General features: G+C 36.8%; 24 protein-coding genes and 1 other annotated feature. Of the genes, 7 read left to right on the forward strand and 17 right to left on the reverse strand.

Annotated elements, in window-relative coordinates; translation table 11 throughout:
• Positions 1–146: 146 nt before the first annotated feature.
• On the forward strand, positions 147–2,414 hold the full coding sequence (locus RK01_RS08490; protein ID WP_016172883.1) for a glycoside hydrolase family 65 protein: 2,268 nt from the start codon (positions 147–149) through the stop codon (positions 2,412–2,414).
• A 195-nt stretch (positions 2,415–2,609) separates the two neighbouring features.
• Complete coding sequence (locus RK01_RS08495; RefSeq protein ID WP_016172884.1) at positions 2,610–3,629, forward strand: LacI family DNA-binding transcriptional regulator; 1,020 nt, start codon at positions 2,610–2,612, stop codon at positions 3,627–3,629.
• Positions 3,630–3,695: 66 nt separating this feature from the next.
• On the opposite strand, the gene RK01_RS13835 is transcribed toward RK01_RS08495, so the two are convergent.
• The 14 genes from RK01_RS13835 to RK01_RS08565 all read right to left on the reverse strand — a co-directional run bounded on the left by RK01_RS13835 (position 3,696) and on the right by RK01_RS08565 (position 17,916).
• Positions 3,696–3,860: a hypothetical protein gene (locus tag RK01_RS13835; RefSeq protein WP_211212135.1), complete on the reverse strand. Its 165-nt coding sequence runs from the start codon at positions 3,858–3,860 to the stop codon at positions 3,696–3,698.
• 38 nt (positions 3,861–3,898) lie between these two features.
• Complete coding sequence (locus RK01_RS08505) at positions 3,899–4,111, reverse strand: hypothetical protein (protein ID WP_016172886.1); 213 nt, start codon at positions 4,109–4,111, stop codon at positions 3,899–3,901.
• Positions 4,112–4,273: 162 nt separating this feature from the next.
• Positions 4,274–5,230, reverse strand: coding sequence for a mannose-6-phosphate isomerase, class I (manA, locus tag RK01_RS08510; RefSeq protein WP_195516729.1), 957 nt, complete (start codon positions 5,228–5,230; stop codon positions 4,274–4,276).
• Between the two features lie 87 nt (positions 5,231–5,317).
• Entirely contained in the window at positions 5,318–6,349 is a 1,032-nt protein-coding gene (locus tag RK01_RS08515; RefSeq protein ID WP_016172888.1) for a serine hydrolase domain-containing protein, read from the reverse strand.
• A 303-nt stretch (positions 6,350–6,652) separates the two neighbouring features.
• Positions 6,653–7,489 carry a VOC family protein gene (locus RK01_RS08520; RefSeq protein ID WP_016172889.1) on the reverse strand — a complete coding sequence of 279 codons (837 nt, stop codon included), beginning with the start codon at positions 7,487–7,489 and terminating at the stop codon, positions 6,653–6,655.
• A gap of 255 nt (positions 7,490–7,744) precedes the next feature.
• Entirely contained in the window at positions 7,745–8,512 is a 768-nt protein-coding gene (gene argB, locus RK01_RS08525; RefSeq protein ID WP_016172890.1) for an acetylglutamate kinase, read from the reverse strand.
• 51 nt (positions 8,513–8,563) lie between these two features.
• Positions 8,564–9,751: a bifunctional ornithine acetyltransferase/N-acetylglutamate synthase gene (gene argJ, locus RK01_RS08530; RefSeq protein ID WP_016172891.1), complete on the reverse strand. Its 1,188-nt coding sequence runs from the start codon at positions 9,749–9,751 to the stop codon at positions 8,564–8,566.
• A gap of 16 nt (positions 9,752–9,767) precedes the next feature.
• The gene (argC, locus tag RK01_RS08535) at positions 9,768–10,799 is read right to left on the reverse strand and encodes an N-acetyl-gamma-glutamyl-phosphate reductase (RefSeq protein WP_034864860.1); all 1,032 of its coding nucleotides are present in this window, start codon (positions 10,797–10,799) and stop codon (positions 9,768–9,770) included.
• Between the two features lie 193 nt (positions 10,800–10,992).
• Positions 10,993–12,135: an acetylornithine transaminase gene (locus RK01_RS08540; RefSeq protein WP_016172893.1), complete on the reverse strand. Its 1,143-nt coding sequence runs from the start codon at positions 12,133–12,135 to the stop codon at positions 10,993–10,995.
• 324 nt (positions 12,136–12,459) lie between these two features.
• Entirely contained in the window at positions 12,460–13,776 is a 1,317-nt protein-coding gene (locus RK01_RS08545) for an FAD-binding oxidoreductase (protein WP_016172894.1), read from the reverse strand.
• 31 nt (positions 13,777–13,807) lie between these two features.
• Positions 13,808–14,467, reverse strand: a complete 660-nt coding sequence (locus tag RK01_RS08550) for a methionine ABC transporter permease (protein WP_016172895.1) — start codon at positions 14,465–14,467, stop codon at positions 13,808–13,810.
• Positions 14,467–15,489: a methionine ABC transporter ATP-binding protein gene (locus tag RK01_RS08555; protein WP_016172896.1), complete on the reverse strand. Its 1,023-nt coding sequence runs from the start codon at positions 15,487–15,489 to the stop codon at positions 14,467–14,469. The genes RK01_RS08550 and RK01_RS08555 overlap by 1 nt, the downstream gene beginning before the upstream one ends.
• 28 nt (positions 15,490–15,517) lie before the next feature.
• Positions 15,518–16,360, reverse strand: coding sequence for a MetQ/NlpA family ABC transporter substrate-binding protein (locus RK01_RS08560; RefSeq protein WP_016172897.1), 843 nt, complete (start codon positions 16,358–16,360; stop codon positions 15,518–15,520).
• A gap of 85 nt (positions 16,361–16,445) precedes the next feature.
• Positions 16,446–16,686: a binding site (T-box leader), on the reverse strand.
• Positions 16,687–16,884: 198 nt separating this feature from the next.
• Positions 16,885–17,916: an aromatic acid exporter family protein gene (locus RK01_RS08565; RefSeq protein ID WP_016172898.1), complete on the reverse strand. Its 1,032-nt coding sequence runs from the start codon at positions 17,914–17,916 to the stop codon at positions 16,885–16,887.
• A gap of 285 nt (positions 17,917–18,201) precedes the next feature.
• Between RK01_RS08565 and RK01_RS08570 the strand changes: the two genes are divergently transcribed.
• Complete coding sequence (locus RK01_RS08570; protein ID WP_016172899.1) at positions 18,202–20,124, forward strand: fructose-bisphosphatase class III; 1,923 nt, start codon at positions 18,202–18,204, stop codon at positions 20,122–20,124.
• A gap of 288 nt (positions 20,125–20,412) precedes the next feature.
• A complete protein-coding gene (locus tag RK01_RS08575) occupies positions 20,413–20,706 on the forward strand; it encodes a rhodanese-like domain-containing protein (RefSeq protein WP_016172900.1) in 294 nt (97 codons plus the stop codon).
• A gap of 51 nt (positions 20,707–20,757) precedes the next feature.
• On the opposite strand, the gene RK01_RS08580 is transcribed toward RK01_RS08575, so the two are convergent.
• Both RK01_RS08580 and RK01_RS08585 read right to left on the reverse strand, forming a co-directional pair.
• Positions 20,758–21,915, reverse strand: coding sequence for an AI-2E family transporter (locus RK01_RS08580; protein ID WP_016172901.1), 1,158 nt, complete (start codon positions 21,913–21,915; stop codon positions 20,758–20,760).
• 185 nt (positions 21,916–22,100) lie between these two features.
• A complete protein-coding gene (locus RK01_RS08585) occupies positions 22,101–22,508 on the reverse strand; it encodes a PTS glucitol/sorbitol transporter subunit IIA (RefSeq protein ID WP_016172902.1) in 408 nt (135 codons plus the stop codon).
• A 255-nt stretch (positions 22,509–22,763) separates the two neighbouring features.
• Between RK01_RS08585 and RK01_RS08590 the strand changes: the two genes are divergently transcribed.
• From RK01_RS08590 to RK01_RS13750, 3 genes are read left to right on the forward strand one after another with little or no spacing between them, the layout of a single operon-like run.
• Positions 22,764–23,786 (forward strand): lactonase family protein, encoded by a 1,023-nt coding sequence (locus tag RK01_RS08590; protein ID WP_016172903.1) that lies wholly within the window; start codon positions 22,764–22,766, stop codon positions 23,784–23,786.
• Between the two features lie 26 nt (positions 23,787–23,812).
• Positions 23,813–24,163, forward strand: a complete 351-nt coding sequence (locus tag RK01_RS08595) for a hypothetical protein (protein WP_016172904.1) — start codon at positions 23,813–23,815, stop codon at positions 24,161–24,163.
• 11 nt (positions 24,164–24,174) lie between these two features.
• Positions 24,175–24,336 (forward strand): hypothetical protein, encoded by a 162-nt coding sequence (locus tag RK01_RS13750; RefSeq protein ID WP_016172905.1) that lies wholly within the window; start codon positions 24,175–24,177, stop codon positions 24,334–24,336.
• A gap of 60 nt (positions 24,337–24,396) precedes the next feature.
• On the opposite strand, the gene abc-f is transcribed toward RK01_RS13750, so the two are convergent.
• Positions 24,397–25,908 carry a ribosomal protection-like ABC-F family protein gene (abc-f, locus tag RK01_RS08600; RefSeq protein WP_016172906.1) on the reverse strand — a complete coding sequence of 504 codons (1,512 nt, stop codon included), beginning with the start codon at positions 25,906–25,908 and terminating at the stop codon, positions 24,397–24,399.
• Positions 25,909–26,479: the final 571 nt, after the last annotated feature.

The raw sequence follows: 26,479 nt of genomic DNA on the forward strand, positions 1-26,479 counted from the left end.
CAAAAAAGTCCCTTCAGTGGAAAATAATTCTTTTTTTAGTTAAAAAAAAACTTTCGTAGAATTTTTTTGCAAATTATTGCTTGACTTGCGCAATCGATTGCGTTTATTATTTAGTTAACGAAGACAACACAAGGAGGATTATAAAAATGAATCAGATTCAGCGCCTATTTGACATTGACCCCTGGAAAATCACTACCAAAACTTTTGACAAACAAAATCGTCGCTTGCAAGAATCACTGACAAGTACTGGTAATGGTTACATGGGGATGCGGGGAAATTTTGAAGAACAATACTCAGGTGACCATCATTTAGGTACTTATCTAGCAGGTGTATGGTATCCAGATAAAACTCGCGTTGGTTGGTGGAAAAATGGCTATCCTGATTATTTTGGCAAAGTCATTAATGCTATCAACTTTCTAAAATTAAATATTACCGTCAATGGCACAATCATTGACTTAGCGACAATCCCCCACGAAGACTTTCATTTGGAACTAGATATGCAAACGGGGATTTTAACACGTCGCTTTACGATTAAATTAGCTGACGCGACAGTGCGTTTTAATTTTGAACGCTTCTTATCCATTGTCAAAAAAGAACTAGCTGTTTTGAAAGTAACTGCTGAAGTAATTACTGGGGCTGCTGAAATTACGATTGATTCTGCATTAGATAGTAATGTCCGCAATGAAGACAGCAACTATGATGAATTATTCTGGGAAGAAAAAGACAGTGGTACACAAGGTGATGGTACTTATTTAACAGTCCAAACGATTCCAAACAACTTTGGTATTGAACGTTTTAGCGTGACGGCTATGATGAAACACGACCAGCCCGCCCTTGAAACTACACCTGCACCATTAGGGATTTCACAATCTTTTCGTTATGAAGCAAAAGCAGGCGAAACCATTTATTTTGAAAAACGAATTATCGTTTTAACCAGTCGTGATGTGCCAGAAGAAGACCAAGCGATGAAAGCTTATGAATTAATGACTGCGTATAGCGAAAGTTTTGATGTTTTAAAAGAAGAACAAGTTGCAGCTTGGAAGAAACGTTGGGAATTAGCCGATGTGGCAATTAATGGTGATCCAGCTGCACAGCAAGGTATTCGTTTTAATTTATTCCAATTATTTTCAACCTATTATGGCGACGATGAACGTTTAAATATTGGTCCAAAAGGCTTTACTGGCGAAAAATATGGTGGTGCCACTTATTGGGATACTGAAGCTTACGCGGTACCTCTTTATTTAGCCTTGGCAGAACCAAAAGTTACCAAAAATCTTTTGAAATATCGTCACAATCAATTACCAGAAGCTCATATTAATGCACAAAAACAAGGTTTAGCCGGCGCTTTATATCCAATGGTAACCTTTACTGGAATTGAATGTCATAATGAATGGGAAATTACCTTTGAAGAAATCCATCGGAATGGTTCTATCGCGTATGCGATTTATAACTATACCAACTATACTGGTGATCAGACATATTTACAAAATGAAGGTTTGGAAGTTTTAACTGCGATTGCGCGTTTTTGGGCGGATCGCGTTCACTTTTCAAAACGGCACCAAAAATATATGATTCACGGTGTTACGGGACCTAATGAATACGAAAATAATATTAATAACAACTGGTATACCAATATTTTAGCTGCATGGGTATTGCGATATACCTTGGAAAATTACCGTCGTTTTGAAGATGTGGCGACTGTTTCAATTCCCCAAAGCGAACAAGATCAATGGGAAGACATCTTCAACAATATGTATTTGCCAGTCGATGAAGAATTAGGTGTTTTTGTCCAACATGATACCTTCTTAGACAAAGACTTAATGCCTGTAACCGATTTAAATCCAGCTGATTTACCTTTAAATCAACATTGGTCTTGGGATAAAATTTTACGTTCTTGCTTTATTAAACAGGCAGATGTGCTGCAGGGAATTTATTATTTCTCTGATCAATTTACCTTAGAAGAAAAACGGAAAAACTTTAATTTCTATGAACCAATGACCGTCCATGAATCTTCTCTTTCTGCCAGCATTCACGCTATTTTAGCAGCTGAACTAGGCATGGAAGAAAAGGCTTTGGAAATGTACGAACGCACGGCCCGGCTAGATTTGGATAATTACAATAACGATACTGAAGACGGCTTGCATATTACATCGATGACTGGTAGTTGGTTAGCCATTGTACAAGGCTTTGCACAAATGAAAACCGATCACGAAACACTTTCTTTTGCACCATTTTTACCAAGCAAATGGGAAAGTTATGCCTTTCATATTAACTATCGCGGTCGCTTGTTGGCTGTAACAGTTGAAAAAGAAAATGTTACCTTAAAACTTGTTTCTGGTGACGCCATATCTGTGACTCTTTATGATGAAAGTTATGAATTAGCAGACGAAATCACAGTTGCTATGAAAGACTAGTTCTTGCGCCCGCACTCTGCGGGCGTTTTCTGATTTTCCATTTTAAAATGACAACAATTATTTTTATGAAATCAAAGTAGTGAATGCACAATAAAAAAGTATCTGTTATTATTCCGTTAATTTGGCTAGTTTTCTGGCGTTAAAATTGCTATGATAGCAAAAGAATCCATTTCAATTAAACTTGGAGGCAGACCCATGAGTATCACTGTAAAAGATGTCGCTAAAAAAGCCGGTGTTGCAACTTCCACGGTTTCTCGCGTCATCAACGACCACCCAAGCATCTCAGAAGAGACCAAGAAAAAAGTACGTAAAGTTATGACAGAATTAGGCTATGTACCAAACGTTACTGCACGAAATCTGGGCAAACAAATTGCCAGTGCCATTGGCATCATCTTGCCTCCTTTAGATTCAAAGGAGCGTTTGGGCAATCCTTTTTATTTGGAAACTATTGAAGCTGTGAACGAAGAAGCCAGCATTTATCATATGTCAGTCGCCGTCGCTTCGGCTAACAATTTTGAAACGCTTTTGGAAAATGTCAAACGCATGCATTTACAAAAGCAAGTTGACGGATTTATTTTAACGTATTCGGATAATCACGATCCTGTTATTGCTTATTTGGCGGATAACAAAATTCCTTTTACTTTAATTGGACAGCCTTATCAAAAAGAAAGTGAAATTATCTTTGTCGATAACGACAACCAATTATTAGGAAAACAAGCAACCGATTATTTGATTCAGCGGGGGCATAAAAATATTTTATTTGTGACAAATACTACACGAGAAAATCTTTATTTTGAGCGTTATTTTGGCTATCAAAAAGCCTTAATGATTGCAAATTTAACTACACATGCTGCCGTTAAATTTGAGGCTCCTGAAGATTATATTTTATTTGAAAATACTTTAGAGGCTACTAAAGCTACTGCGCTTGTCGTGATTGATGATTTATTTGCGATGCGTATTATGCAGTTGGTCCAAATGTATGGCAAAAAAATTCCTGATGATATCTCTTTGATTAGTTTTAATAATTCCATTTTTTCCACCTTAGTTCATCCTTATATCACCAGTTTAGATGTGGATGTCTCACGCTTGGGAAAAATGGCTACACAAAAATTAATGGAACAAATTAATCAACAACTGACAGATGGCATTAAAGTGATTGTGCCTCACCAACTTATTCAACGGGAAACTGTTTTAGATCTAACAAAATTAAATTGAGTTCAGTAAAAGCAGCTGGTAAAAAAGGTTCTTCATAATCCTTTTTACCAGCTGCTTTTTTAATTACTATTGCAATAAATAGACGCCAAGTAAACAAAATAAAATACCAGCTGCCTCTTTTAACGAAAAAGGTTCTTTGAAGATAAAAATCCCAATCGGAATTAAAAGCAGTGTTAACAAGCTTGTCACTAAAATTGCTGCCACACTCATCGGCCAACCAACTCGATACAACCACAAATAACCTACTTCGACAAAAACAATCGCAATTCCTAATAAAATCGTTCCCCATTCAAATAATGAATTTCTTGGGCGATAGTATTTTTGTCACTGCGAAACAAAAATGACACCAGACAAATTAACCAAGCAATCCCATAGACAACTAAGAGTGAAAAAAATAAATTACTTTTTACAGTTACACTTTTTGAGGCAAAATGATACAACAAATTTGCTACTACAGTTAAAAGTAATGGTGCATAAAACAAAAGCCTCTCCTCCTTTAACGTTTTACCCCACAGCTACCATTCTTCCTAAAACACTTCTCTCATTTGCTTAAAATCAAATGGGAAAAAGAAATGACAATCCAATTCTTATTCAAAAAAAACAGAGAAAAAATCCGCTAGACTGAATTTTTTCTCTGTAGAAGACTATTCTTTTTTGCCAGGTTCGGAGGCGATAATGCTGCATTTGCCTTCAATGGTCCAATTGGAAATACCATTTGGCATAATACAACTGGTGCCCATTGGCATTTCATAAGATTTTCCATTTACTTTCAATTCGCCAAAACCATCAATCACTGTCAAAAGCGTATAAGGCGCATTGGCTTGTAAATGAAGCTCACCATTAACTTGCCATTCATACACGTTAAAGAAATCTGTCTTTAAGTACGTAATAATACTTGATTGCCCTTTTTTTACTTCTGTTACATTTAATTCCGGTTTACGAGCAGGAACAGTTGTTACATCAATGGATTGCTGAATGTGTAGTTCTCGCGTATTACCTTGATCATCTTGACGGTCATAGTCATACACACGATAAGTGGTATCAGAGCTTTGTTGAGTTTCTAAAATCATGATACCTTTACCAATGGCATGAATCGTGCCACTTGGGACATAATAAAAGTCACCTTTTTTAACAGGTACTCGTGTTAATAAATCATCCCAACGTTCATCATGAATCATTTCAGCTAATTCTTCTCTTGTTTTAGCATGGTGTCCGTAAATAATTTCAGCACCCGGTTCAGCATCAATAATATACCAACACTCTGTTTTACCCAGTTCCCCTTCATGTTTCATACCATACGCATCATCAGGATGTACTTGCACCGATAATTCATCTTCTGCATCTAAAATTTTAATTAATAAAGGAAAAACCGGCTCTGTCGGATTGCCAAATAATTCTTTATGGTTCTGCCACAATTCATCTAGTTTTTGACCAGCAAATTCGCCGTTTTCAATCACACTCACCCCATGCGGATGTGCACTAATTGCCCAATCTTCTCCAATTTTATCACTGGGCAGGTCAAAACCAAAAACTGTGTGTAGGCGATTGCCCCCCCAAATTTTCTCTTGAAAAACAGGTTTCATAAATAATGGTTCCATTATCAATTTCCTCCTAGTTGTACTATTTCATTTTGTGTTAAAAAAGAATAATTCTTCTCTTTATAACTTATAACAACTTGTCTTGAAATATTATACCACTTTTCCAAATTTGTGAGCCTTTTCTTTTAAATATAAAGCCAGTATTTCATCTCTTTTTTCCAAATAAAGAGCCCGATCGTCATGAGGATGAACACGATTACTTAAAAAGATAAACGCACTTTGTTCTTTTGGATCTAATAAAAGAAAAGTGCCGGTATAGCCGGTATGAAATAACAAATGACGCTTTTGTCTATCTTTTGTATCCTTTAAGTCCCAGCCTAAAGATCGTTTTCCGTCATGATGGGGTGTTTGATCCCTTAAAAGCATGGCAATAGTCTCTTTTTTTAGATAGTCTTTGCCTTTGGCTAAATACATTTGGGCAAAAATTTCCAAATCTGCTAAATTGGTAAATAGACCGGCATTGCCTGCTTCTTCTTTTAGCACTCGTGCCTTGGGATCATGGGTCACACCTTGTAAAATTGTTCCACCTGGTAAAACTTCAGTCGGAGCAATTTTTCTCTTTAATCTTTCTGGTGGCAAAAATATACTATTCTTCATACCAAGAGGGTTTAAAACTTCGGTATAAAAAATTTCTACCGTTGATTTTTGATAAATTTCCTCTAACATAAAGCCCAGTAAAATTGTTCCAGCATCGGTATATTGCACCACTTTACCCAAATTTTCTCCTGGCTGCAGTTTTAAATAAGCCGCTTTTAACTCCTCTTTATTTAGCTGATCACGATCTTTTATCCACGTTTGAATATCTGAGGTGTGAGTCAGTAAATGTCGCAATGTAATCTGATGGTTTTGAAAAGTCGGTAAGTAATTTTTTAAAGGTAGATCCACATCAAGACGTCCTTGTTCTACTAATCGTAAAATGACGCTCGTTGTACAAACTACTTTTGTTAATGAAGCCACATCAAATAAAATGTCTTTTTGCAGCTGTTTTGGACGAGGGACTATCATCTGTTGCCCCCAGATGGTTTCTTCTATAGCCTCTTTTTCAATAAAAGCAAAAGCTACACCAGGAAAAATAGCCGCTTCCAACTGCGCTTGAATGAATGCTTTGGTTTTTGGATACATCTTTTCACCTTTTATCATTTTTCTTTGATTTTACCATTACTTTTCATAAAACAACGAGATAGTCGTTGGCATATCTAAAAAAAATTATTTATTATCGTTTAACTTAGAAATCTGCAGATAAAAACAGACATAAAAAGGCTGAAGCCACTCGCTTACTTATCTAGCAACAAGCCAGAATCTAGATAAATGGCTCTCATATTTCCAAAATTTTGACTTATCTCCATAGAGAGGTGCTACATGAAAATCATATAATCTCTTTACCTAGGACAAAAAAAATCTGGACGAAAAGTCCAGATTTAAGAATTAGTGTCGTTTTTTCTCTTCACTTATGAACCACCATTCAATTCCGGTCGGATCATAAATTGTAATAATTTGCTGTTTGCGATCGATGAAAAATTCTATCTCGCTATTTTTTAAGTGATCTGCCAACGCCAAAATATCAGCTTGCGGCACACGGAATTGTAAAAAATCCAAGCCTAAAACATCATCAGTTGTAAGATCTAAAGTGCCACCTTCTCCAGCGGACAATCCTACGTGAAAATTCCCACCATTTAACGCTAAAATGCCACTTGTTTCATCTTGAACTTTCAATCCAATTACATTTTCTAAAAAGTCTTGTTGTTCTTTTAAGCGACTGGTATTTAAATGGATTTTGTCAAAATGAACGTCTTCTGATAGCTGCGGGAATTCCCCGGTTGCTTTTTTTGCTAAAGTACTAAGATCGAGCTTTACCGGATTTTGATGTTCTTTTTTAGAGCCAAAATAAATTTCTAACTGGTTGCCTTCTGGATCTGCTACTAAAATTCCAGTCGATTCCTCATCTGTTAAGGCATCTTTAATGGGATAGTTTGCTTTAACAAACCGTTGCGCTAAATCTGCCATTTCATTTTCAGAAGGAATTACCAAACACAACCGTTGTAGTTTCTTAATTTCCCCTGTATGGTCATCTGCATAAGGGCTTTCTTCCAACCATAACAGTTCGCTTTTAACTTTAGTATTGCCAAAGATTGCTAATTCATTTTCTTCTCTTTTCAAATTAAAACCAATAATATCTCGGTAGAATTCAATCATTAAGTTCCGATTTTTAACGCGTAATGCCACGGTTTCAAGCCCCGCCGCCGATAGTGCAAATTCAGCCATTTTTCTTTACTCCCCTTCCGACAAGATTATTGTACTTAGAAAACAGTCTTGTCGCAAATGATATCCCTTCTTGTTTTCAAATAACAAACGTGTTTGCTTGCAAACTCGTCTTTAAACATTATACCAAATTGCATTTTATCACTTTTTCGGAAAAAAAATACAAAATTATCTGATGAAATGACGTTTTTTGATTATTTGACTTAAAAAGGATGTCTATAAAAAAATTCTGCCTCTTTTTAATGGCAGAATTTATGCTTATACAGAAGAAAGGGCGTGTATGTGGTTTAAAATATGGGTTCCTTTACTATTAATCGCATCTGTAATGCAAACGGAGTGGACGCCAGCCAACAAGGCTTTTTGCGCACTTTTTATTTTGGGTACCATACCACCGGTAACAATCTTTTCTTTTAATAATTGGTTTAATTGTAGTAAATCTACTTCCTCTAGCCACTCATTTTTCTGCTTGATACCTGGTACATCGGTTAATAAAAAAAGTTTGTCTGCTTTTAGACTGGCTGCTACTTGGCAAGCAACTTCGTCAGCATTAATATTTAGCCACTGCCCTTTTGCTGTAACACCTAAAGGGGCAATAACAGGTATTTGTTGTGCACAAAATAATATTTCTAGCAGTTCATTGGCAATTTGTGTGACTTTTCCAACATAACCTAATTTTTCCTGATCAATAAAATCGCCTTGAATTAACTGATTACAGCCTGCATTTAAACCTACTGGCTGGAGACCGGCTTTTTGGATAGCAGTGGTAATCAGCGGTTGAACTTGTCCCAAAAGCACCATTCGGGTGAGCTCTAACGTTTTTTTGTCAGTAATACGTAATCCGTCTTTTACTTCGACCTTTAAGTTCATTAATGTCATCATTTTGGAAATATAGTGCCCACCCCCATGTACGATCACAATTTTTTTATTTTCTTTATGCCACTGCCTTAATTGTTGAAAAAAAGCGTCACCCAAGTTATCAGAAGCGACGCCGCCCATTTTAATTACAATGACCTCACTATTTTCCATTTTTTCACTCCTTTAATTTTAAAATCGTTTGCTAATTTGATTTTAAAATTGTCATGTGTGATAGAGTGCATTGATTTTGACGTAATCATAAGTCAAATCACAGCCCCAAGCTTTTCCTTGTCCCCACCCTTGATGTAATGTGACAAAAATTTTAATAACTGCTTTAGAAAGTTCTGCGGCCATTAACTGGCCGTCAAATACAGTTGGAATTCCATTTTCATAAACAATTTGATTGCCCAATTCTATTTTAATGGCTTCAGGATTAATTGGGACGCCACTGTAGCCAATTGCACAAAGAATACGGCCCCAGTTAGGATCTTTACCAAAAATCGCCGTTTTGACCAATGGTGAGCCCACTACAGACTTACTGATCATGCGGGCAGTAAAATCATCTGGTGCTCCATTTGTTACAACTTCAATTAATTTCGTAGCACCTTCCCCATCTTTTGCAATCATTTGAGCTAAATCTTCCATTACGGTTTGCAAAAGTTTTTTGAACTGCTCATAGCCGGCTGTATTCACCTGAATTTCTGCCGCTTTTGCTTCACCATTGGCCATTATAAGTACCATATCATTCGTGGAAGTATCCCCATCCACAGTAATTTGATTAAAGGTGACCTCTGTTAGCTCTGAAAGTAATTGTTGTAAAGTAAGACTCGAAATCGTTGCATCACACGTAATAAAGCCTAACATCGTCGCCATATTGGGATGAATCATTCCAGAACCCTTGCCACAGCCAGCCATGGTAATACAGACACCCTCAATCTCTGTCTGATAAACGACATTTTTAGTAAATGTATCGGTGGTCAAAATGGCGTTGGCGAAATTCTCGCCATCTCCTTTGTGTAAGCTTTTAATTCCCATCGCAATTTTTTCCATCGGGAGTGCCTTACCGATAATTCCTGTTGATGCTACTGCTACTAGGTCTGGGACAATTTCTAATTTTTCAGCAGTTAGTGCTGCCATTTTTTGTGTATCTTTTAACCCTTGAGTCCCAGTACAGGCATTGGCATTGCCGGAATTGACTACAACAGCTTGTAATTGTCCATCTAATAAAATTTCTTTTGTATAAATAATTGTTGCTGCTTTAACTTGATTAGTAGTAAAAACTCCCGCTGCTGTGGCCGGGGTTTGAGAGTAGATCCAACCGATATCGGGATTTTTGTACTTTAAACCACAATGATTACCATCGGCAAAAAAACCTTTGGGGGAGGCAATCGTTCCATCAATTTTTTGCATCTGCTTTTCGCTCCTTTTAAGGATAAAGGGGGATATCCTTTAAACCTGTGTCTTCGTCTAATTGCGCCCACAAATTAAAATTTTGGAGCGCTTGGCCGCTGGCACCTTTGACTAAGTTGTCAATGACACCTACCACGGTTAAAATACCGGTTTGGGGATTCAATCCCATCCCGATATCACAAAAATTGGTACCCACCACTTGGCGCAACTGGGGCAGCTTGCCAAGTGGCTGCATTCGGACGAAGTCACGGTTGTGATAACAAGAAGTATAAGCTTCATAAAGTTCTAATTCTGTAACATCTTTTTTTATTTTGGCGTAAAGAGTCATCAGAATCCCTCGTTTGACGGGAATTAGACTAGTAGTAAATTGAATTGTCTTTAAAGACGAATCAAATTGTTGCAAACCATGGATAATTTCTGGAATATGCTGATGCTCGTTTAATTTGTAAAGTGTCATGTTTTCATCAGCGGTAACAAAATGACTATGATCTGATAGAGATTTTCCCGCACCGCTTAAGCCTGATTTCCCGTCAAAAATAAGAGGCATATCCGTTATCAAGCCGGCTTTTACTAACGGTATCGCACTTAAAAGTGCTGCGGTAGCGTAGCATCCGGGATTGGCAATCAAGTTCCCCGGTTTAGTCTCCATAAATTCAGGTAAACAGTATTGTGCTTTTTTTAATAATTCCTTTTTGGCAGGTACGCTTTTATACCATTTTTTATAAACTTCACCATCTTTTAAACGTAAATCACCTGATAAATCAATGACGGGAAAATCGGCGGCGGCAAAAGCTGCGACTTCATTTTTAGTGACGCCTGCTGGAGTTGCAAAAAAGACGATCTCATTTTCTGCCATTACTTTTTCAGGTGTATAAGGAGTAATTGCTTGTTCTACAAGCCCTTGTAAATGGGGATAAAAGGCTACACTGTTTGCTGTATGTTGCGAATGGCTGTGTAAAGTCCCCAATTGTAAAATCGGATGTCTTTGAATTAACCGGACCAATTCTAAGCCTGTATACCCGGTTACACCGATTATGGCTGCTTTCATCATTTTGTCACCTCGTTTCCAAAAATCATTCAATAAAACAAAAGTTATTAAATTAATCTGATTATAAACATAAGCGTTTAACAGGTCAATGGTTTTTTATTAATTAATTAGCTATTTTTTATATTTTTATACAAAAACGCACATAAAAAATATTAAACTTAAGGAAAAAAATGCTTTTAAACACAGTATATTGTTATTTCCATTGAGAAAACATCTCCGATAAAATATGCAAGGCGTGATTAATCTCGCTTTTGGTGATTGTCAAAGGTGGCAAAAGACGTAAAACGTTTTTTCCAGCGCGTAAAGTGAGTAAGCCCTTTTCCTCTAACGCTGTCAAGACGAGTGGTAACATCTCCGCATCTTTTAAAACGATCCCAATCATTAGTCCCTTCCCGCGAATTGTCTTAATCAGTGGACTGTCAATTTCTTTTAAGCCCCAGAATAGTTCTTCGCTGCGAGCAGTAACATTTGCCAAAATATTTTGTTCGGCTATTTCATTGATAACCATTTTGGCTACTGTCATTGCCATTTTATTACCGCCAAAAGTTGAACCATGACTACCAGGACCAAAGGCTACACCAAGTTCTTTTCTGGCTAACATTGCACCTACTGGAAATCCATTTCCCAAACCTTTCGCCAGAGTGACAATATCTGGTACAATGCCATAATCTTCAAATGCAAAAAAAGTCCCACATCGGCCGATTCCTGTTTGGACTTCATCGACAATTAAAAGGCAATTATTTTTTTGACACAATTTTGCTACTGTGGCTAACCATTTTCTATTTGCTGGCAGTACCCCCCCTTCGCCTTGTACAACTTCCAACATCACTGCTGCTGTCTTGTGATTTATGGCTTTTTTTACAGGTTCAAATTCGTTATAAGGTAGATGAATAAAGTCAGGAACTAAGGGTACAAAGTCTTTTTGAATACTTTTTTGTCCAGTAGCAGACATCGCGCCATATGTTCGCCCATGAAATGAATGCCAAAAGGTAATAATTTGCTTCTTACCAGTCGCTTTACGTGCTAATTTAATCGCTGCCTCATTTGCCTCTGCTCCACTATTGCAAAAATAAGCTAAGTAATTGTAATTGCGACAAAGCTTTTCCGCGACTTCTTCTTGCAAGTGATTTTGATAAAGATTGGGCGTATGCCACAATTGATCTACTTGGCTTTTTAATGCTGCGTTTAATCGTTGATTGTTATAACCTAAATTACAAACCCCAATGCCACTGGTAAAATCCAAGTATCGCTTTCCTGTATCATCAATTAAAAAACTGCCAGAGCCCGCCATAATTTCATAAGATTTCCTTTGATAATTGGAAAACAGAAATGTCATAAAATCACCCACCTTAATTTTTATCACTATACATAAATATACAAAATATAGCAACTTTTATTTTAAAATACCGTCATAAAATACAAAATAAATCAATATTATGTATATAAACCAACAAAAAAGCAAACAGACTTACTCAGATTTCAAACAATCCAACGAAACCTTGATAAATCACGCTTACATCTCTTGAAATTTCAGGTTAGTGCTCTAGAGATCCTTCCCATAGCGAGATCAATAACCTTGGCATATTCTCCTTATTCCTTGTGAAAACAATATTCTTTTTAAGTAAAAGGAGTGTCTCCATTCATGGAGACACTCCTAAAATTAGTCAAATATTTTACCAGGATTTAATAATCCCATGGGATCAAAAGCTGTTTTAATTTGCTGCATAAGTTTCAATTTTTCTGCAGCAATATTTTCAATAAAATATTTTTTCTTCAATAAACCAATTCCGTGCTCAGCAGAAGGCAATCCCCCTCTTGCTGCAATTTCCCGGTAAAGCTGACTTAAAAAGCTTTCCAAACGTTTTTGCCAAAGCACATCACTTAAATTTTGTCGCATAATGCAAGCGTGAATATTGCCATCCCCAGCGTGTCCAAAGAAGACTCCGGCTAATTCCAATTGCTGCGCCAATTTTTTCATATATAAAATCGTGCTGGTAATTTGATTAATCGGTACCACAATATCCAGTGGTTCTTGAATGCTAATCGCTTCTACACCTGACACAATAGCACCGCGCAATTGCCAAATTTCTGCTGCTGTTGTGTCAGTTAAAGTGCTAAAAGCTACTATATCGGCGGCTATTAATAATTCTTTTAAACTATCAATTTGCTCTTGGCATTCTTTTTTATTCCCATCAACAGTTAATAATAAAAAAGCAGCGCCGGCTACACTTGGTACTGGAATTTCCAGCAAGTTACTAGCATACGTTAACCCACTTTTTTCAAAAAATTCTAAGGCTGTCGGGGTAATGCCGGAAGCTAAAATTTGATAAATTACTGGAGCTAACGCTGCTAAATTACTAAAACCAATTAATATACTTTGAGCGGTAGCGGGTTTTGGTCGTAATTTTAATTGTAATTTGGTAATAATTCCCAATGTTCCTTCTGAACCAATAAATAAATCTTTTAAATCATAGCCGGAACTGGCTTTGTTATTCAAATCGCCAACTAAAAGCAGCGTTCCATCTGCTAAAACAACTTCCATCCCCCGCACGTTATCCCGGGTCACGCCATATTTTACTGCGCGCATCCCACCGGCATTTGTCGCAGCCGTTCCCCCAATGGTTGCTTCTTTAGAACCAGGATCCGGTGCATAGAAGTATGGTGTTTTGTCCAAATAAGTTTGAATAGCTTGTAAGCTTGTGCCGGCTTCAACGGTTAAAGTTAATGTTTGCGGATCAAGTTCAATAATTTGTTGCATTTTCTTTAAACAAAGTAATACTTCGCCTTGGCTGGCAAAAGTAGCTCCTGTTAAGCCTGTAAAGCCACCAATCGTAATTATTTTTTGTTTTTTTTCATTTGCTTTTTTGACGCAGGCAACAACTTCTGCTGTATTTGTGGGATAAAAAATACCCGCGGCATTCCCCATTTCGCCGGTTATTTTATTTTGTAAATATTCTGCTGGTACGTTTTTGTCCACATGTTTCACTTCCTAACTTGAAGGCTAAAAATTAATGGGTAAAGTATTGTGCTAAGCGATCTCCACCCCATTGAATCAGTTGTACGACAATGACCAATAGCAAAATAATAACGACTAAAACCATTGTTTCATAACGGTAATAGCCATACTGAATCGCTAAATCTCCAATCCCACCAGCGCCAATTGTACCTACCATAGCGGAATAGCCAAGCAGACTAATAATCGTCAATACGACGCCGCGAATTAATCCGGGCAAACTTTCTGGAATAATCACACCTAACACAATTTGTTTTGTGGTAGCCCCTTGTGCCACACTGGCTTCCAAAATACCCGCCTCTACTTCAGCAAAGGCTCCTTCTGCGACCCGGGCAAAAAAAGGAATGGCTGCAATAGACAACGAGATTGCAGCTCCTGTTGGTGTATAGGGATCTCCTAAAATGGCCGCTAAAAAAGGAATTAACGTAACAAGTAATATCAAAAATGGTAGCGAGCGAATGGCATTGACCAAAAAACCAACTGTTTTGTGCAAAATAATGTTTTGATAAAACAAAACATTATTGGCTAAAAATAGCAGTAAGCCAATCAAGCCCCCTATAACAACGCCGATGATAGTTGCGACAGCGACCATATAAAAAGTATCTGCCAACGCTTTAGGCAAATGATTTTGTAAAATTTCTACTGTTTCAGCCATCAGATTGCCTCCTTAATTTCTTTTGTCGCAAATACTTTTTGGGATAATTGCAAAAATGCCTGTTCTACCGCTTCTTTATCACCAGTTACATATACTAATAAGATACCGATCACGTCATTTTGAATGTATTCAATTTTGCCATGGATAATTGAAATGGCAACATCCCATTGTTTAGCGACATCTGTAATTAAAGGAGCGAGCGTGTTGTCACCTTGATAGCGCAATTCAATTAAACGTCCTTGCGCCAAGTCAGGTAAAAGTTCACTTGGCAAATGTAAATTTAAGTATCGCCCAACTAATTTTTGCGTAATGCCTGCCTTGGGATTGGCAAAAATATTATAGGTCGTGTTCACCTCTATCACTTTGCCACGTTCCATCACCGCCATGCGCTGAAACAATTTTTTGGCTACTTCTAATTCATGTGTAATAAACACAATTGTAATGCCCAGCTTTTGATTAATTTCAGCTAAAATTCGTAAAATTTCTTCTGTTGTTTCGACATCTAGCGCACTTGTAGCTTCATCACAGAGTAAAATTTCCGGGTTGTTTGCTAGCGCTCGTGCAATGCCAATCCGTTGTTTTTGACCCCCAGATAACTGATTAGGATAACTATCCATTTTGTCCCCTAAGTCAACTAGATCCAATAATGCCTTAATCCGTTCTGGTAAAGCTTTTTTATCGTAATTTCCCGCTTTCAGGGCAAAAGCAATATTTTCACCAACTGTTTTATTATGAATCAAATTGAAATGCTGAAAAATCATCCCAATTTTTTGCCGCAATTTACGCACTTTGTCTGCTGGTAGCTGGGTAATTTCTGTCCCATCAATTTTTATGCTCCCAGAGCTTGGCCGTTGTAATAAATTTAACGTGCGAATCAAAGTACTCTTACCTGCCCCACTAAGTCCGACAACACCAAAAATTTCACCTTGTTTAATAGTAAGACTGACATCATCCACTGCAGCAAAATTCTTTTTTTTCTGACTAAAATTAACAGTGACATGTTCCAAAACGATTTTATCCATACCCAAAACTGTCCTTTCTTTAAGACGTTTATTGCCAATCAGCCGGTTTGTCAAAGTCTTTAAAGTCTGATTTGGCAATGGCATCTTTAAATGCTTGACTGGTTAAGACTTTCTCCACCGCTTTCGCTAACTTCCCCTCTTTATCGGCAGTGGGAACGACAAATACGTTTTTATATTCTTCTTTTAACTTTTCTAAGGCCAATGCATCTGCCGGATCTAGTTTTGCCGCCCAGGCAAAATTCCCAGGGACTAACGCTAAATCAACGGTATCAATAGCACGCGCCAATTGAGCAGCATCTAAAGTTTTAAATTCCAAATTTTTAGGATTTTGCGCAATATCATCTACTGTCGCTTTGGTTTCATCAATATCAGCTTTGATGGTGACTAAATTATTGGCTTCTAACAATTGTAACGTCCGCGCTAAATTAGAAGCATCATTGGCAATAGCTACAGTTGCCCCATCTTTTACATCTGCTAAACGGGTGATTTTTTTAGAATAAATTCCCATTCCCAAGGTAGGAACCGTACCAATAGCTGTTAAATCTAAATTGTTATCCGCTGAAAATTTTTCCAGATAAGCGGTGTGTTGAAATAAATTCGCATCAATTTGTTTTGACGCAAGGGCTTTATTAGGCTGGACATAATCATTAAATAGTTTAGTCGTGAGTTTATACCCCTCTTTTTCAGTCAGCGGCGAAATAACAGCTGTCACCATATCTCCGTAAGGTCCCGGCGCTACCCCCACCACAACTTCTTTTCCCGCACCATCAGCAGCTGTTTGTGCGTTTTTTTCATTGCCGCTGCTACAAGACGCTAATGTTACCAGTGCTCCTAAAGTAATAACCCCTGTTACAAATTTTTTTAATTTCATCTTTTTTCCTCCTCATTTCACTACCTTTTTAGCGTGATAAAACTTTCAGCAATAAAAAACTCCCGTCCTTATCTTGCTTAAGCAAAATAAGGACGGGAGCACAAGCTTCCGTGTTACCACCTTTATTCATCAGATATTTCATCTGACCTCATTGTAGTACGTGTTCATACTACTGTGCTGTAACGGGCACACCCGTCAACTGCTTGTCAAAAACTTACAGTTCCTTGCTCAAAGACCATTTTCCAGACGCCCTTGTCTACTTCTTCTCACCACCCGAAGCTCTCTGTGAAACTCATCATCTGTACTTATCTTATCCTCGCATTTGTGTTATTGCTAGCAATGATAAAGGATTCTAAAGGATACGTCAACACAAATTTGCGAATTTTCTGATATTTCTGTTAATAAAAAAACTTTGATTAACATTTATTGGCATCAAAAACCTATGCGCCTCCTCACTATCGCAAAAATAAAATAGATGCATCAAACGTCAAAAAATATTTTATCGTCTGCTGCGTCTACATTCGTTATTCTTCTATAGCAAGTTCTGCTTCATATGCTGCAACTTTTTCAGGATGATGCTTTTGTAAAAAGCGCTTTTTAAAAATAAGAAACTCTTCTAAATCCATCAATATATGGTATAGGCGGGCTTTACGCAAAAATTCTTCTTTTGTTTGCGGTAATGGGGTTTCTTCCATTTTTTGTACCAATTGATCGACCATCTGTAACTGGTGGATGGGCTGACTCAACTCACCAAAATGAGTGGCAATTTCATTTAAAAATGTCACAATAACAGCCGAATCCCGTTTAATTAAACGTAGCTTTTTAATTTCGTAATGCAGGTTGTGCAATACATTACATTGTTGGGTCCGCATTTCAAAATAGTCAAGATAAAAGTCATCTGTTACGGGCAAGCGATTTTGCTGATAAGCAAATGCCACTTGCGTGTAGTGATGGAGCTCTTTTTCTAGATTAATAATGTCATCCCAGACATGGTTTTGTATCTCACTATTTGCTAGATAAACAGCTAATTTTTCAAAAATTACTTTGAACTTCTTTTCACTCGTCTGGCGACAGTAATCCAAATACTTTTTTTGACTTTCATAATGTTGGAAGTGATTGACGACAATAGCAATCACCAAACCGATAACTAATAAGCAAAATTCATTGAAAATAGCAGTAGACGTGAGGGCATTTCCCGCAATTAAGTGAGTCAGGACCACGGCATTGACAGATAATGTGGGCAATAGATTGCGGGCACTTAAACCAAATGCCAATAAAACCAAAATCACGCCATAACTAATCCATTCCAGATGATGAATCGGTTGAATCAAAAAAGCCAATAATACAGTTACCAAAAAAGTCCCCACCCGTTGCACACATAGACGCCACGTTTGGACTTTGGTTGTGGAAATGGTCAACAAAGTAATAATCCCCGCTGAAGCCGCATAATTCAAGCCAAGCAGCTCGGCCAATAAAATCGCCAATGCACTGCCAATCCCGATTTTTACAGCATATCCTAAATGTTGTTGCCACGTATTTTTCGTTAATAAATTCATCCATCGTCTCCTTTTTTATAATGTTCTTCTTTTATCATTATTATACTGGAAAAACAGTTGTAATAAATGCTTCCTTTGTTCTTTCAGAGTTCTTTATTCTGCGCTGTTTTTGAGTAGAGCATTTTTAATCTTTTAGAGCTTAATTATTATTTCATACGGCGCCTTTTGCAAACATAACTATACCAATAAACAAATTTATGTAATAAATACTTATTTAAAAGCATTTTACAAACTATACACAAGTGAAATAATTTGCTATATTATTACCGTGACGGAGGTGTTAATTTGGAAAAGAAGTACTACCAGTTGTTAAAGGAAAAATTTCCTCAAAAAGAACAAGTCTTAACAGAGCTCATCAATTTAGAAGCAATCGTGCAATTGCCAAAAGGAACAGAACACTTTGTTAGTGATCTCCACGGGGAATTTGATGCTTTTGATCATGTTTTACGTAATGGGTCTGGCAGCGTGAAAGAAAAAGTGAAAGAGTGCTTTCAAGATGCGCCTCAGGTTCCTATTACCGATTTGTGTACGCTAATTTACTACCCAGAAGAAAAATTAGCTTTGCAAAAAGCCACATTAAACAATACGCAATTAGTTACTTACTATCAGAAAAATATTCCTTATCTTTTACAGGTTACCAATTATGCCGGGCGTAAATATACCCGTTCAAAAGTTAGAAAAGCACTTCCTTCCCAATTTGCGTATATTATTGAAGAATTGCTGACAGAAGTCGATACAAAAAAAGATAAAGTGGACTATTTCGCGACTATTATTCAGCGTATTATTGCATTAAATCAAGCACCAGCTCTTATCAGCGCATTATGCAAAACCATTCAAAGACTTGTCGTCGATCATCTCCATGTTGTCGGAGACATTTATGATCGCGGTCCAAAACCTGATTATATTATGGAACGCTTATACAATTTGCCTTCTGTTGATATTCAATGGGGCAATCATGATATTGTCTGGTTAGCTGCTGTAGCAGGATCTCCGGTAGCTGTCATGAACTTACTACGAATTTCTTCGTGCTACGGCAATTTAGATATTCTAGAAGAACGGTATGGTATCAATTTACGTCCCTTAATAACTTATGCACAAAAGTACTATCAACCAAAACCTGCTTTTAATTTAAAAGCAGAAGATATTCACGAGTTTTCCGATAGCGAGCAAATTTTATTAAATCAAATGCAACAAGCAACCGCTATTTTACAATTTAAACTAGAGGGTCAATTAATTCAGCGCCGACCAGAATTTTTATTAGACAAACGCAATATGTTAACGTGCATCGATTATTCTTCCCAGACGATTACTTTAAATGGGCAGCAATATCCGTTAATTGATTTTCAAGCGCCAACAATCGATTCCAAACAGCCACTAACTTTAACTTCTGAAGAAAAAGATTTAGTTGCACGACTGCTGTCTTCAATTCAAGAATCAGAAAAACTAAAGCGTCATATGGATTTTCTGTTAGAAGCAGGTGCCATGTATTTATGTTACAACGATAATTTGTTATTTCACGGCTGTATTCCTTTACATGAAAATGGGGATTTAAAATCACTTCGGATTAACGGCCATAATTATGCCGGTAAAGCATTACTGGATTTTTATGAAGAACAAGTGCGAAAAAGTTATATGCATCCTTGCGAGCATGAAGATTTGGCGACAGATATGCTGTGGTATTTATGGACCGGAGAGTGTTCTTCTTTATTTGGTAAAGAAGCGATGACGACATTTGAACGTTACTATATTGCTGATAAACACACCCATATTGAAAAGAAAAATGCTTACTATCAGTTACGTAACGACGAAAGTATTTGTCAAGAGCTGTTGGCAGAATTCGGTTTACCCACCCATGGCCATATTATTAACGGGCATACTCCGGTAAAAGAGAAAAAAGGTGAAGATCCGATTAAAGCGAATAATAAATTAATTGTGATCGATGGCGGTTATGCAAAAAGTTATCAAAAAACGACCGGAATCGCTGGTTATACGTTATTATCCAATAGTTACGGTATGCAATTAGCAGCACACCAACCTTTCACGTCTGTTGCCGATGCAGTAACAAATGGCACAGATATTATTTCCGTGAAGCGTTTGGTTGAAGAAGTTCCTAATCGTACAAAAGTGAAAGCGACAAATATTGGCAGCAAAATTTGTGGGGAAATGGCTGACCTCCACTATCTCTACCAAAACTTTGATAAAATTTAAATAAAAAATCACAATATCCGCCGAAACCCCGAAGAACCCTAATCCCACGCTTGTTCTTGCGTATTCTCTTTAGCAAAGAAAAGGATTTCATGATGAAAAACAAGAGTTCCCTCTCTTTTTTTCTTTTTATACATTCTTTTATTCATAGCTAGTCGTGTAATGGCGCTTTGAAAATCGCTTACATTTATTTTCTTTTCATTATTTTATCAGATAAAAAGAAAAACATTGAATTTTTTAGTGAAATAACCTAAGATACTAACATCTTACAAAAAGAAAGAAGGATGAAAGATGACTTCAATTTCCGTACAAGATTTTAACTTGCTACGTCAAAACGAAGCGCTGAACATCTTAGATATTCGCGACCCGCAGGACTTTGAAATGAGCCATTTGCCCCATGCCATTTCCGTACCAGCGACCAGCTTACCTAATGAATTAAAAAGATTAGATAAAAATGCGACCTATTATGTGATCAGCTATTCCGGACGTCGCTCAGAAATCATCGCGAATTTCTTAGAAAATCACGGTTTCAAAGCTGTCCACGTAATTGGCGGTATGCGTGATTTAAAAGAATTAGCAGCTTAAAAAAAGGATAAACAGCGCAAGCAAATGCGGCTGTTTATCCTTTTTTTCTTTCTATTTTTCTTCTTCTGCTTTTTCTTCTTCATGATAGTATTGCGACACGTCTTTATACCATTCAAAGAGATGGGTAATTAAGACCTTGGCAGCTGCATAGACAGGAATCCCCAAAATAACCCCCACTACGCCGAATAACTTACCAGAAGTTAATAGTACCAGTAAAATGGTCACCGGATGAACAGAAAGTTCATTGCCTAGTACCAATGGCGAAATTAAGCGGCCTTCAATGGTCTGTTCAATCACAAATACCACTAATACTTTGACTAACATAACAGGACCGGCGACAATCCCTAAAAATATAGCCGGAACCATGGCTAAAAAGGAACCTAAATAAGGAATCAAATTTAAAAATCCTGCTACTACACCTAAGGTAACAGAGTAATCCAATCCGATAATGGAAAATCCAATAATAAACATAATCGCCACTGCAAAAGCGACAGTTAATTGCCCTCGAATATAAGAAGAGACTTGCTCGTTCATTTCTTTTAACACTTTTAAAGTAGGTTTACGTATTTTATTTGGCAAAAATTTGACAAAATAAGGCGTTAAATTTCGACCATCTTTTAAAAGATAGAACAAAATAAACGGCATGGTAAAAATAGCGACCAGCGTCGAGGCTACTGCTCCGACAATTTTACCTAAACTAGAGATAGTCGAACTGGAGACATTGCGGATAAAGTCCGTAAGCCATGTTGTAATTTTATCCCCATAACTATCAAATTGATCTTTAAAAGTACCAAAAATCGGATCATTTAAAATTTCATTGGCTTTTTGGTCAATAACATCTAGATAGTTAGGAAAATTATCAATAAAGCTAACTGTTTGCTCACGAATTTTCGGTACAATCACCACGACACCCCACGTAATTAAACCAATGACTAGTAAAAACAAAAGAAAAATACTATAAATTCGTTTTAGACCTTTCTTTTCCAGATAGTCAACAGCAGGATTCATTAAATAGTAAAAAACCCCGGCTAAGACAATTGGTAAACCAACAACGCCGACAAATTGCGCAACCGGCTCAAATAGATAAGAAACCTTAGTAAAAGCATTTAAAATTAATAATATTAATAAAATAATCAACAATGCGGTAACAAACTGATTATTTAAAAACCATTTCCAAAACCAGGATAACCTTTTTTTATCTTTCTCCATTACAAACCTCCGGATTCCAATATTCTTAGTATTATAAAAATAAGTTCAACTGCAACTTTAATCCTTTTTTTGATTGAAGGCGTGCTCAATTTACGTTTTATTTTGAAATTTTTCAACACGATTTTAGCTGCTGTTTGTCTGTATAAAAAAGCCAAAGTCAAAATCGTCTCTTTGCTTTTTTATTCTTACTTACCAGGATACGTAATGGTCAACCCTACTTCTAACTGCGGCACTTCAAAAGGTGATAAGTAAACACCGTTTACAATGCTGTCAGATTCTGGCACCTCATCAAATACAAATGAAGCATGTTGAATTTCATGAAGACCTTTTAAGGCAGTATTGCCCACGTGGTTCACTGTATATTTCATATCCCCAAAACGGATTTCGTCTCCTTTTTGAAGAGTGATTTCTGCGGCTTTTGGTACATCTTGGATGATTGCGTAAGGTTTTAATCCATTCGTCGCACTTTCATCAAAAAAAATCAATAATTTTTCATTGACATCAATTGCTTGTTCCCCAATTGCTGTAATTTTTCCCGTTATCATTTTGTCATTGCCTCCTGCATCTTTTATCCAATTACTTTTTAATTTCATCTTTTCATCCTGTGAATAAGTTGCAAATTCATCCAATCAGAAAATTGTGTATCTCCCTTACTTTTCAATCCATTAAACGAATTTTTCGCATTTTCACTCATTTATTAGCACAGTTTTAACAGTTTTCATTATAACATATCTAAACTTTTCTCTAACTTCTAAAGCGGATTCTTTGTGGTAAAATAGAATCAGCATAGCTTATTTGAAAGAAAAACTTTTTTTAAAGTTTGGCAATAATTGTTTAGGAGGAAAACCATGTTACAGCATTTATTATTAGGAACTTATACACGACGTGACAGCAAAGGAATTTATCGGATTACATTGGATACAGACAAAGAGCAATTGGTCAATTTAAGTTTGGCTACTGAAGAAAACAGCCCCACTTACTTAGCGCAAAGTAAAGCTAAAAACCTTTATACCGTTACTGCAGTGGATGGCAAAGGCGGCTGTGGCGCATATGATAAAAATTTCAACTTTTTAAATGCCGTTACAAAAGAAGGTGCGCCATTGTGCTATGTGGCTGTCGATGAACAACGGCAACTGGTCTACGGTGCAAATTATCATTTAGGTGAAATTAGTGTCTATGGTTTAAAAGAAGATGGCAGCCTCGAATCCAAAGTCATTATTAAACACGATGAGCCAACCGGCAGTAATGAAAATCAAGATAACCCTCATGTGCATTATACTGATTTAACTCCAGATAAACGACTTGTCGTTTGTGATTTAGGTACCGATCGGGTTTATACGTACAATGTCAGTCAAGACGGAAAATTAGATGAAGTTGCAGTCTATCAAACAGAAGATGGTGCAGGACCACGTCATTTAGTTTTTCACCCTACTAAAAATATTGCTTATTTATTAGGGGAACTAAATAGCACCCTGACGGTTTTAAGTTATAATCCTGAAGATGGTAGTTTTGCTGAAATCATGCAAGATTCTTTATTACCAAAAGACTTCACGGGAGCAAATGGTGGTGCGGCTATTCGCATTAGCGCAGATGGTCGTTTTGTCTATGCTTCCAATCGTGGTCACAATTCGATTGTCGTTTTTGCTGTTTCAGCAGATGGTTTAACCATTGAAAAAATCCAAACAATCAGTACCGAAGGCGAATTCCCCCGTGATTTTGCCATTGATCCGAGTGGAAGATATGTAGTTTGTGCAAATCAAAACAGCGACAATTTGTCACTTTATACCCGCAATGAAACAGATGGCTACTTAACTTTAGTTCAAAAAGATGTTTATGCGCCAGAGTGTGTCTGTGTTTTATTTGAAGACTAGCAAAAAAAGAATTGGAGGAATCCCCCATGTTTACCAAAACACCTATTGAACTTTTACTAAAGGACTTTTCAAATCTATTAAACAAATGTCAATCTGTTTTTGATTTAGTAAGCAGTCGTCGTTATAACGAAAATTTAGCGATTCTCACGACAGCCGAAGGTTATGCTATTGCTGAAAAAGCCTATATTCGTTGCGACCAAAACAATGAACTGCAAACCAAAGAAGTAGAAGCTTTTGTCAATGCCTTTGATGATTTCTACTTTGAACTCAAACAAGTTTTATTTCATGATGATGACGACATTACAAGCTTAAAGAAACGTCTGACCACCATGCAAAAACAATATGAAGCATTAACCCAATCATTTAATTTGTTATAGGAGAACATATTATGAATCAACAAGAAGCTTTGGATCGTTTAAAAGAAGAATTAAATATGCCTTTTTTCAATGGTAAAATTGAAGAAAAAGAATATAGCGAAGAAGATTATCAAAAAATGAAAAGCGATTTGATTAAATACTTTGACGACTACGTTCGTAACGTCGAAAATTGAAAAGACAGCCGCGCCTTCCTTTACGGAAATGTGCGGCTGTCTTTTATTTTGCAGTTACTGTTAGGGCTGCTTTTTAAGTTCCAAAAATTTTGTCGCGACATTTTTCAAGAACGTTTCATCGTGTTCCACAATTAACATAGTAGGCTGAACTAATTTAATGGCCTCTTCTAGTTGTTCTTGGTTAAAGACATCCAAATAATTTAAAGGCTCGTCCCAAAGAAATAACTCTGCTGGCGTTGCCAGTGATTTGGCAAGTTCAACGCGTTTTCTTTGGCCCATACTCATGTCTTCAATTTTATTATAAAAAACTTCACGCTCAACGCCCAGTTTGCGTAGATTATTTAGCAAGTCTTCATAATTCAAATGATGACTTGCCGCAAATTCCGTTAACGTTCCCTGATTATCCTCATAATTTTGGCGGACATAGCTGATATTTAATTTTTGAGGTTGATTTACGCTTCCTTCCCCAATGCCCTTGAAGTGTCCCATCAAATAATGGATTAAAGAAGATTTTCCAGCACCATTTGCACCGGTAATTGCCAGCCGTTCTCCTTGGCGCAATTCAAATGATACGGGTTTGAATAAGGCTTTACTATCGGGATATTGGAGAGTGAAATCTTCTACTTGTAACAACAACTTATGATAAGTGGGTATAAAGTTCATTTTTACAGTATCTACCGTTTCAATATCTTTTAATAACTCCGCCTTTTTGGCTGCCTGCTCTTCTATGCGATTGATAATCGCTTTTGAGCGTTTCATCGTTCTAGCCGCATCTGCTCCCACGGCACCTTTATTGACGCGACGCATTTCAGTATCGATGAAGCCTTTTGATTTTTTGGTTTTATCGCCTTCACGCGACTGTGCCCATTCGGCTTTTTCCGCTGCTGTTTGTTGGAGTCTGCCAATTTCTTTTTTTAACTTACTGTTTTGTTCCAATTCAAACTTATCTCGTAACCCTTTTTGTTCCTCATAAACAGAAAAATTCCCTTGATATAAAATTATCTGACTTTTTTCTATCGATAAAATATGATCGACCACTTCATCGACAAAATGCCGGTCATGGCTGACTACGATAAATCCCTGCTTTTTTCGTTTTAAATATTTCGCTACTTGCTGGCGTCCGAGTACATCCAAATGATTAGTCGGCTCATCAATCAAAGGAAAATTTGATTCATCGACAAACAATAATGCTAGTAAAACTTTGGTCTGTTCTCCTCCAGAAAGGCTAGAAAACGGGCGCCACAAAATCAGCGGATCTAGGCCTAACAAATTGAGTTCCCGTTCCAACTGCCATTGTTCGAAAGACGCGACTTCATTTAGCGCATAATAAGTTATTTCGTTTTTATCAATTAATTTTTGCGGAAAATACGTAAAGGTCATTTGATGCGTAATCTTACCTTCGTAAGGAAATTTTTGCTGCAATAGATTTAATAAAGTCGTTTTCCCACGACCATTACGTCCAATTAACCCTAATTTCCAACTGCTATCAATCACTAAATTACTATGATCAAAAAGCAACAATCCTTGATTATCAAAACCAAAAGTTAAATCATGTATTTTTATCACTGACATATTATCACCTCGTAAAAGGGCTTTAAAACCGGCTTTCTGCGTAAAGGATTGCTTTTTAAGCAAATGCGTTATCCTTTTTTTCCTGCAAACACCTGTCTCATTCCCCTATAAAAAAGACCGTTCCTATTTTCAGGAACGGTCGCCGCAGAAGCGATGATAAATAAGGCAGACAAAAAGACCTCCCATTATCATTCAACCAATCCTGAAAATCTGCACACGAAACCCTTGGTCGTTCCAAGTTTTCCATCTAAATGCAGCTTCAACAAATTGGTTAAAATTTCAATGCAAGATCCCTCATTTCGTTTTTAATAGTTTAAGAGTAGCATGACTTTAAATATTTGACAATTTTTTCCATAAAAAATTAAAAAATATTAGATATTCTCTATCTAATATTCCACTGGTATGCTATAAAAAAACATTTATTTAATTTGTATTTAAATTTTTGATTTATAATTTCTTTTCCATTTTTTTATGACGAAAAAGCATTTCACATCTATTTATCTCAAAATATAAAATAAACCCCACTTTTTTAGTTTTTAGACACAAAAAAAACCATCGGGTTGGTTAGGCC

It is taken from the genome of Enterococcus dispar ATCC 51266 (assembly GCF_000406945.1).
In the GTDB taxonomy this organism is placed as follows: domain Bacteria; phylum Bacillota; class Bacilli; order Lactobacillales; family Enterococcaceae; genus Enterococcus_C; species Enterococcus_C dispar.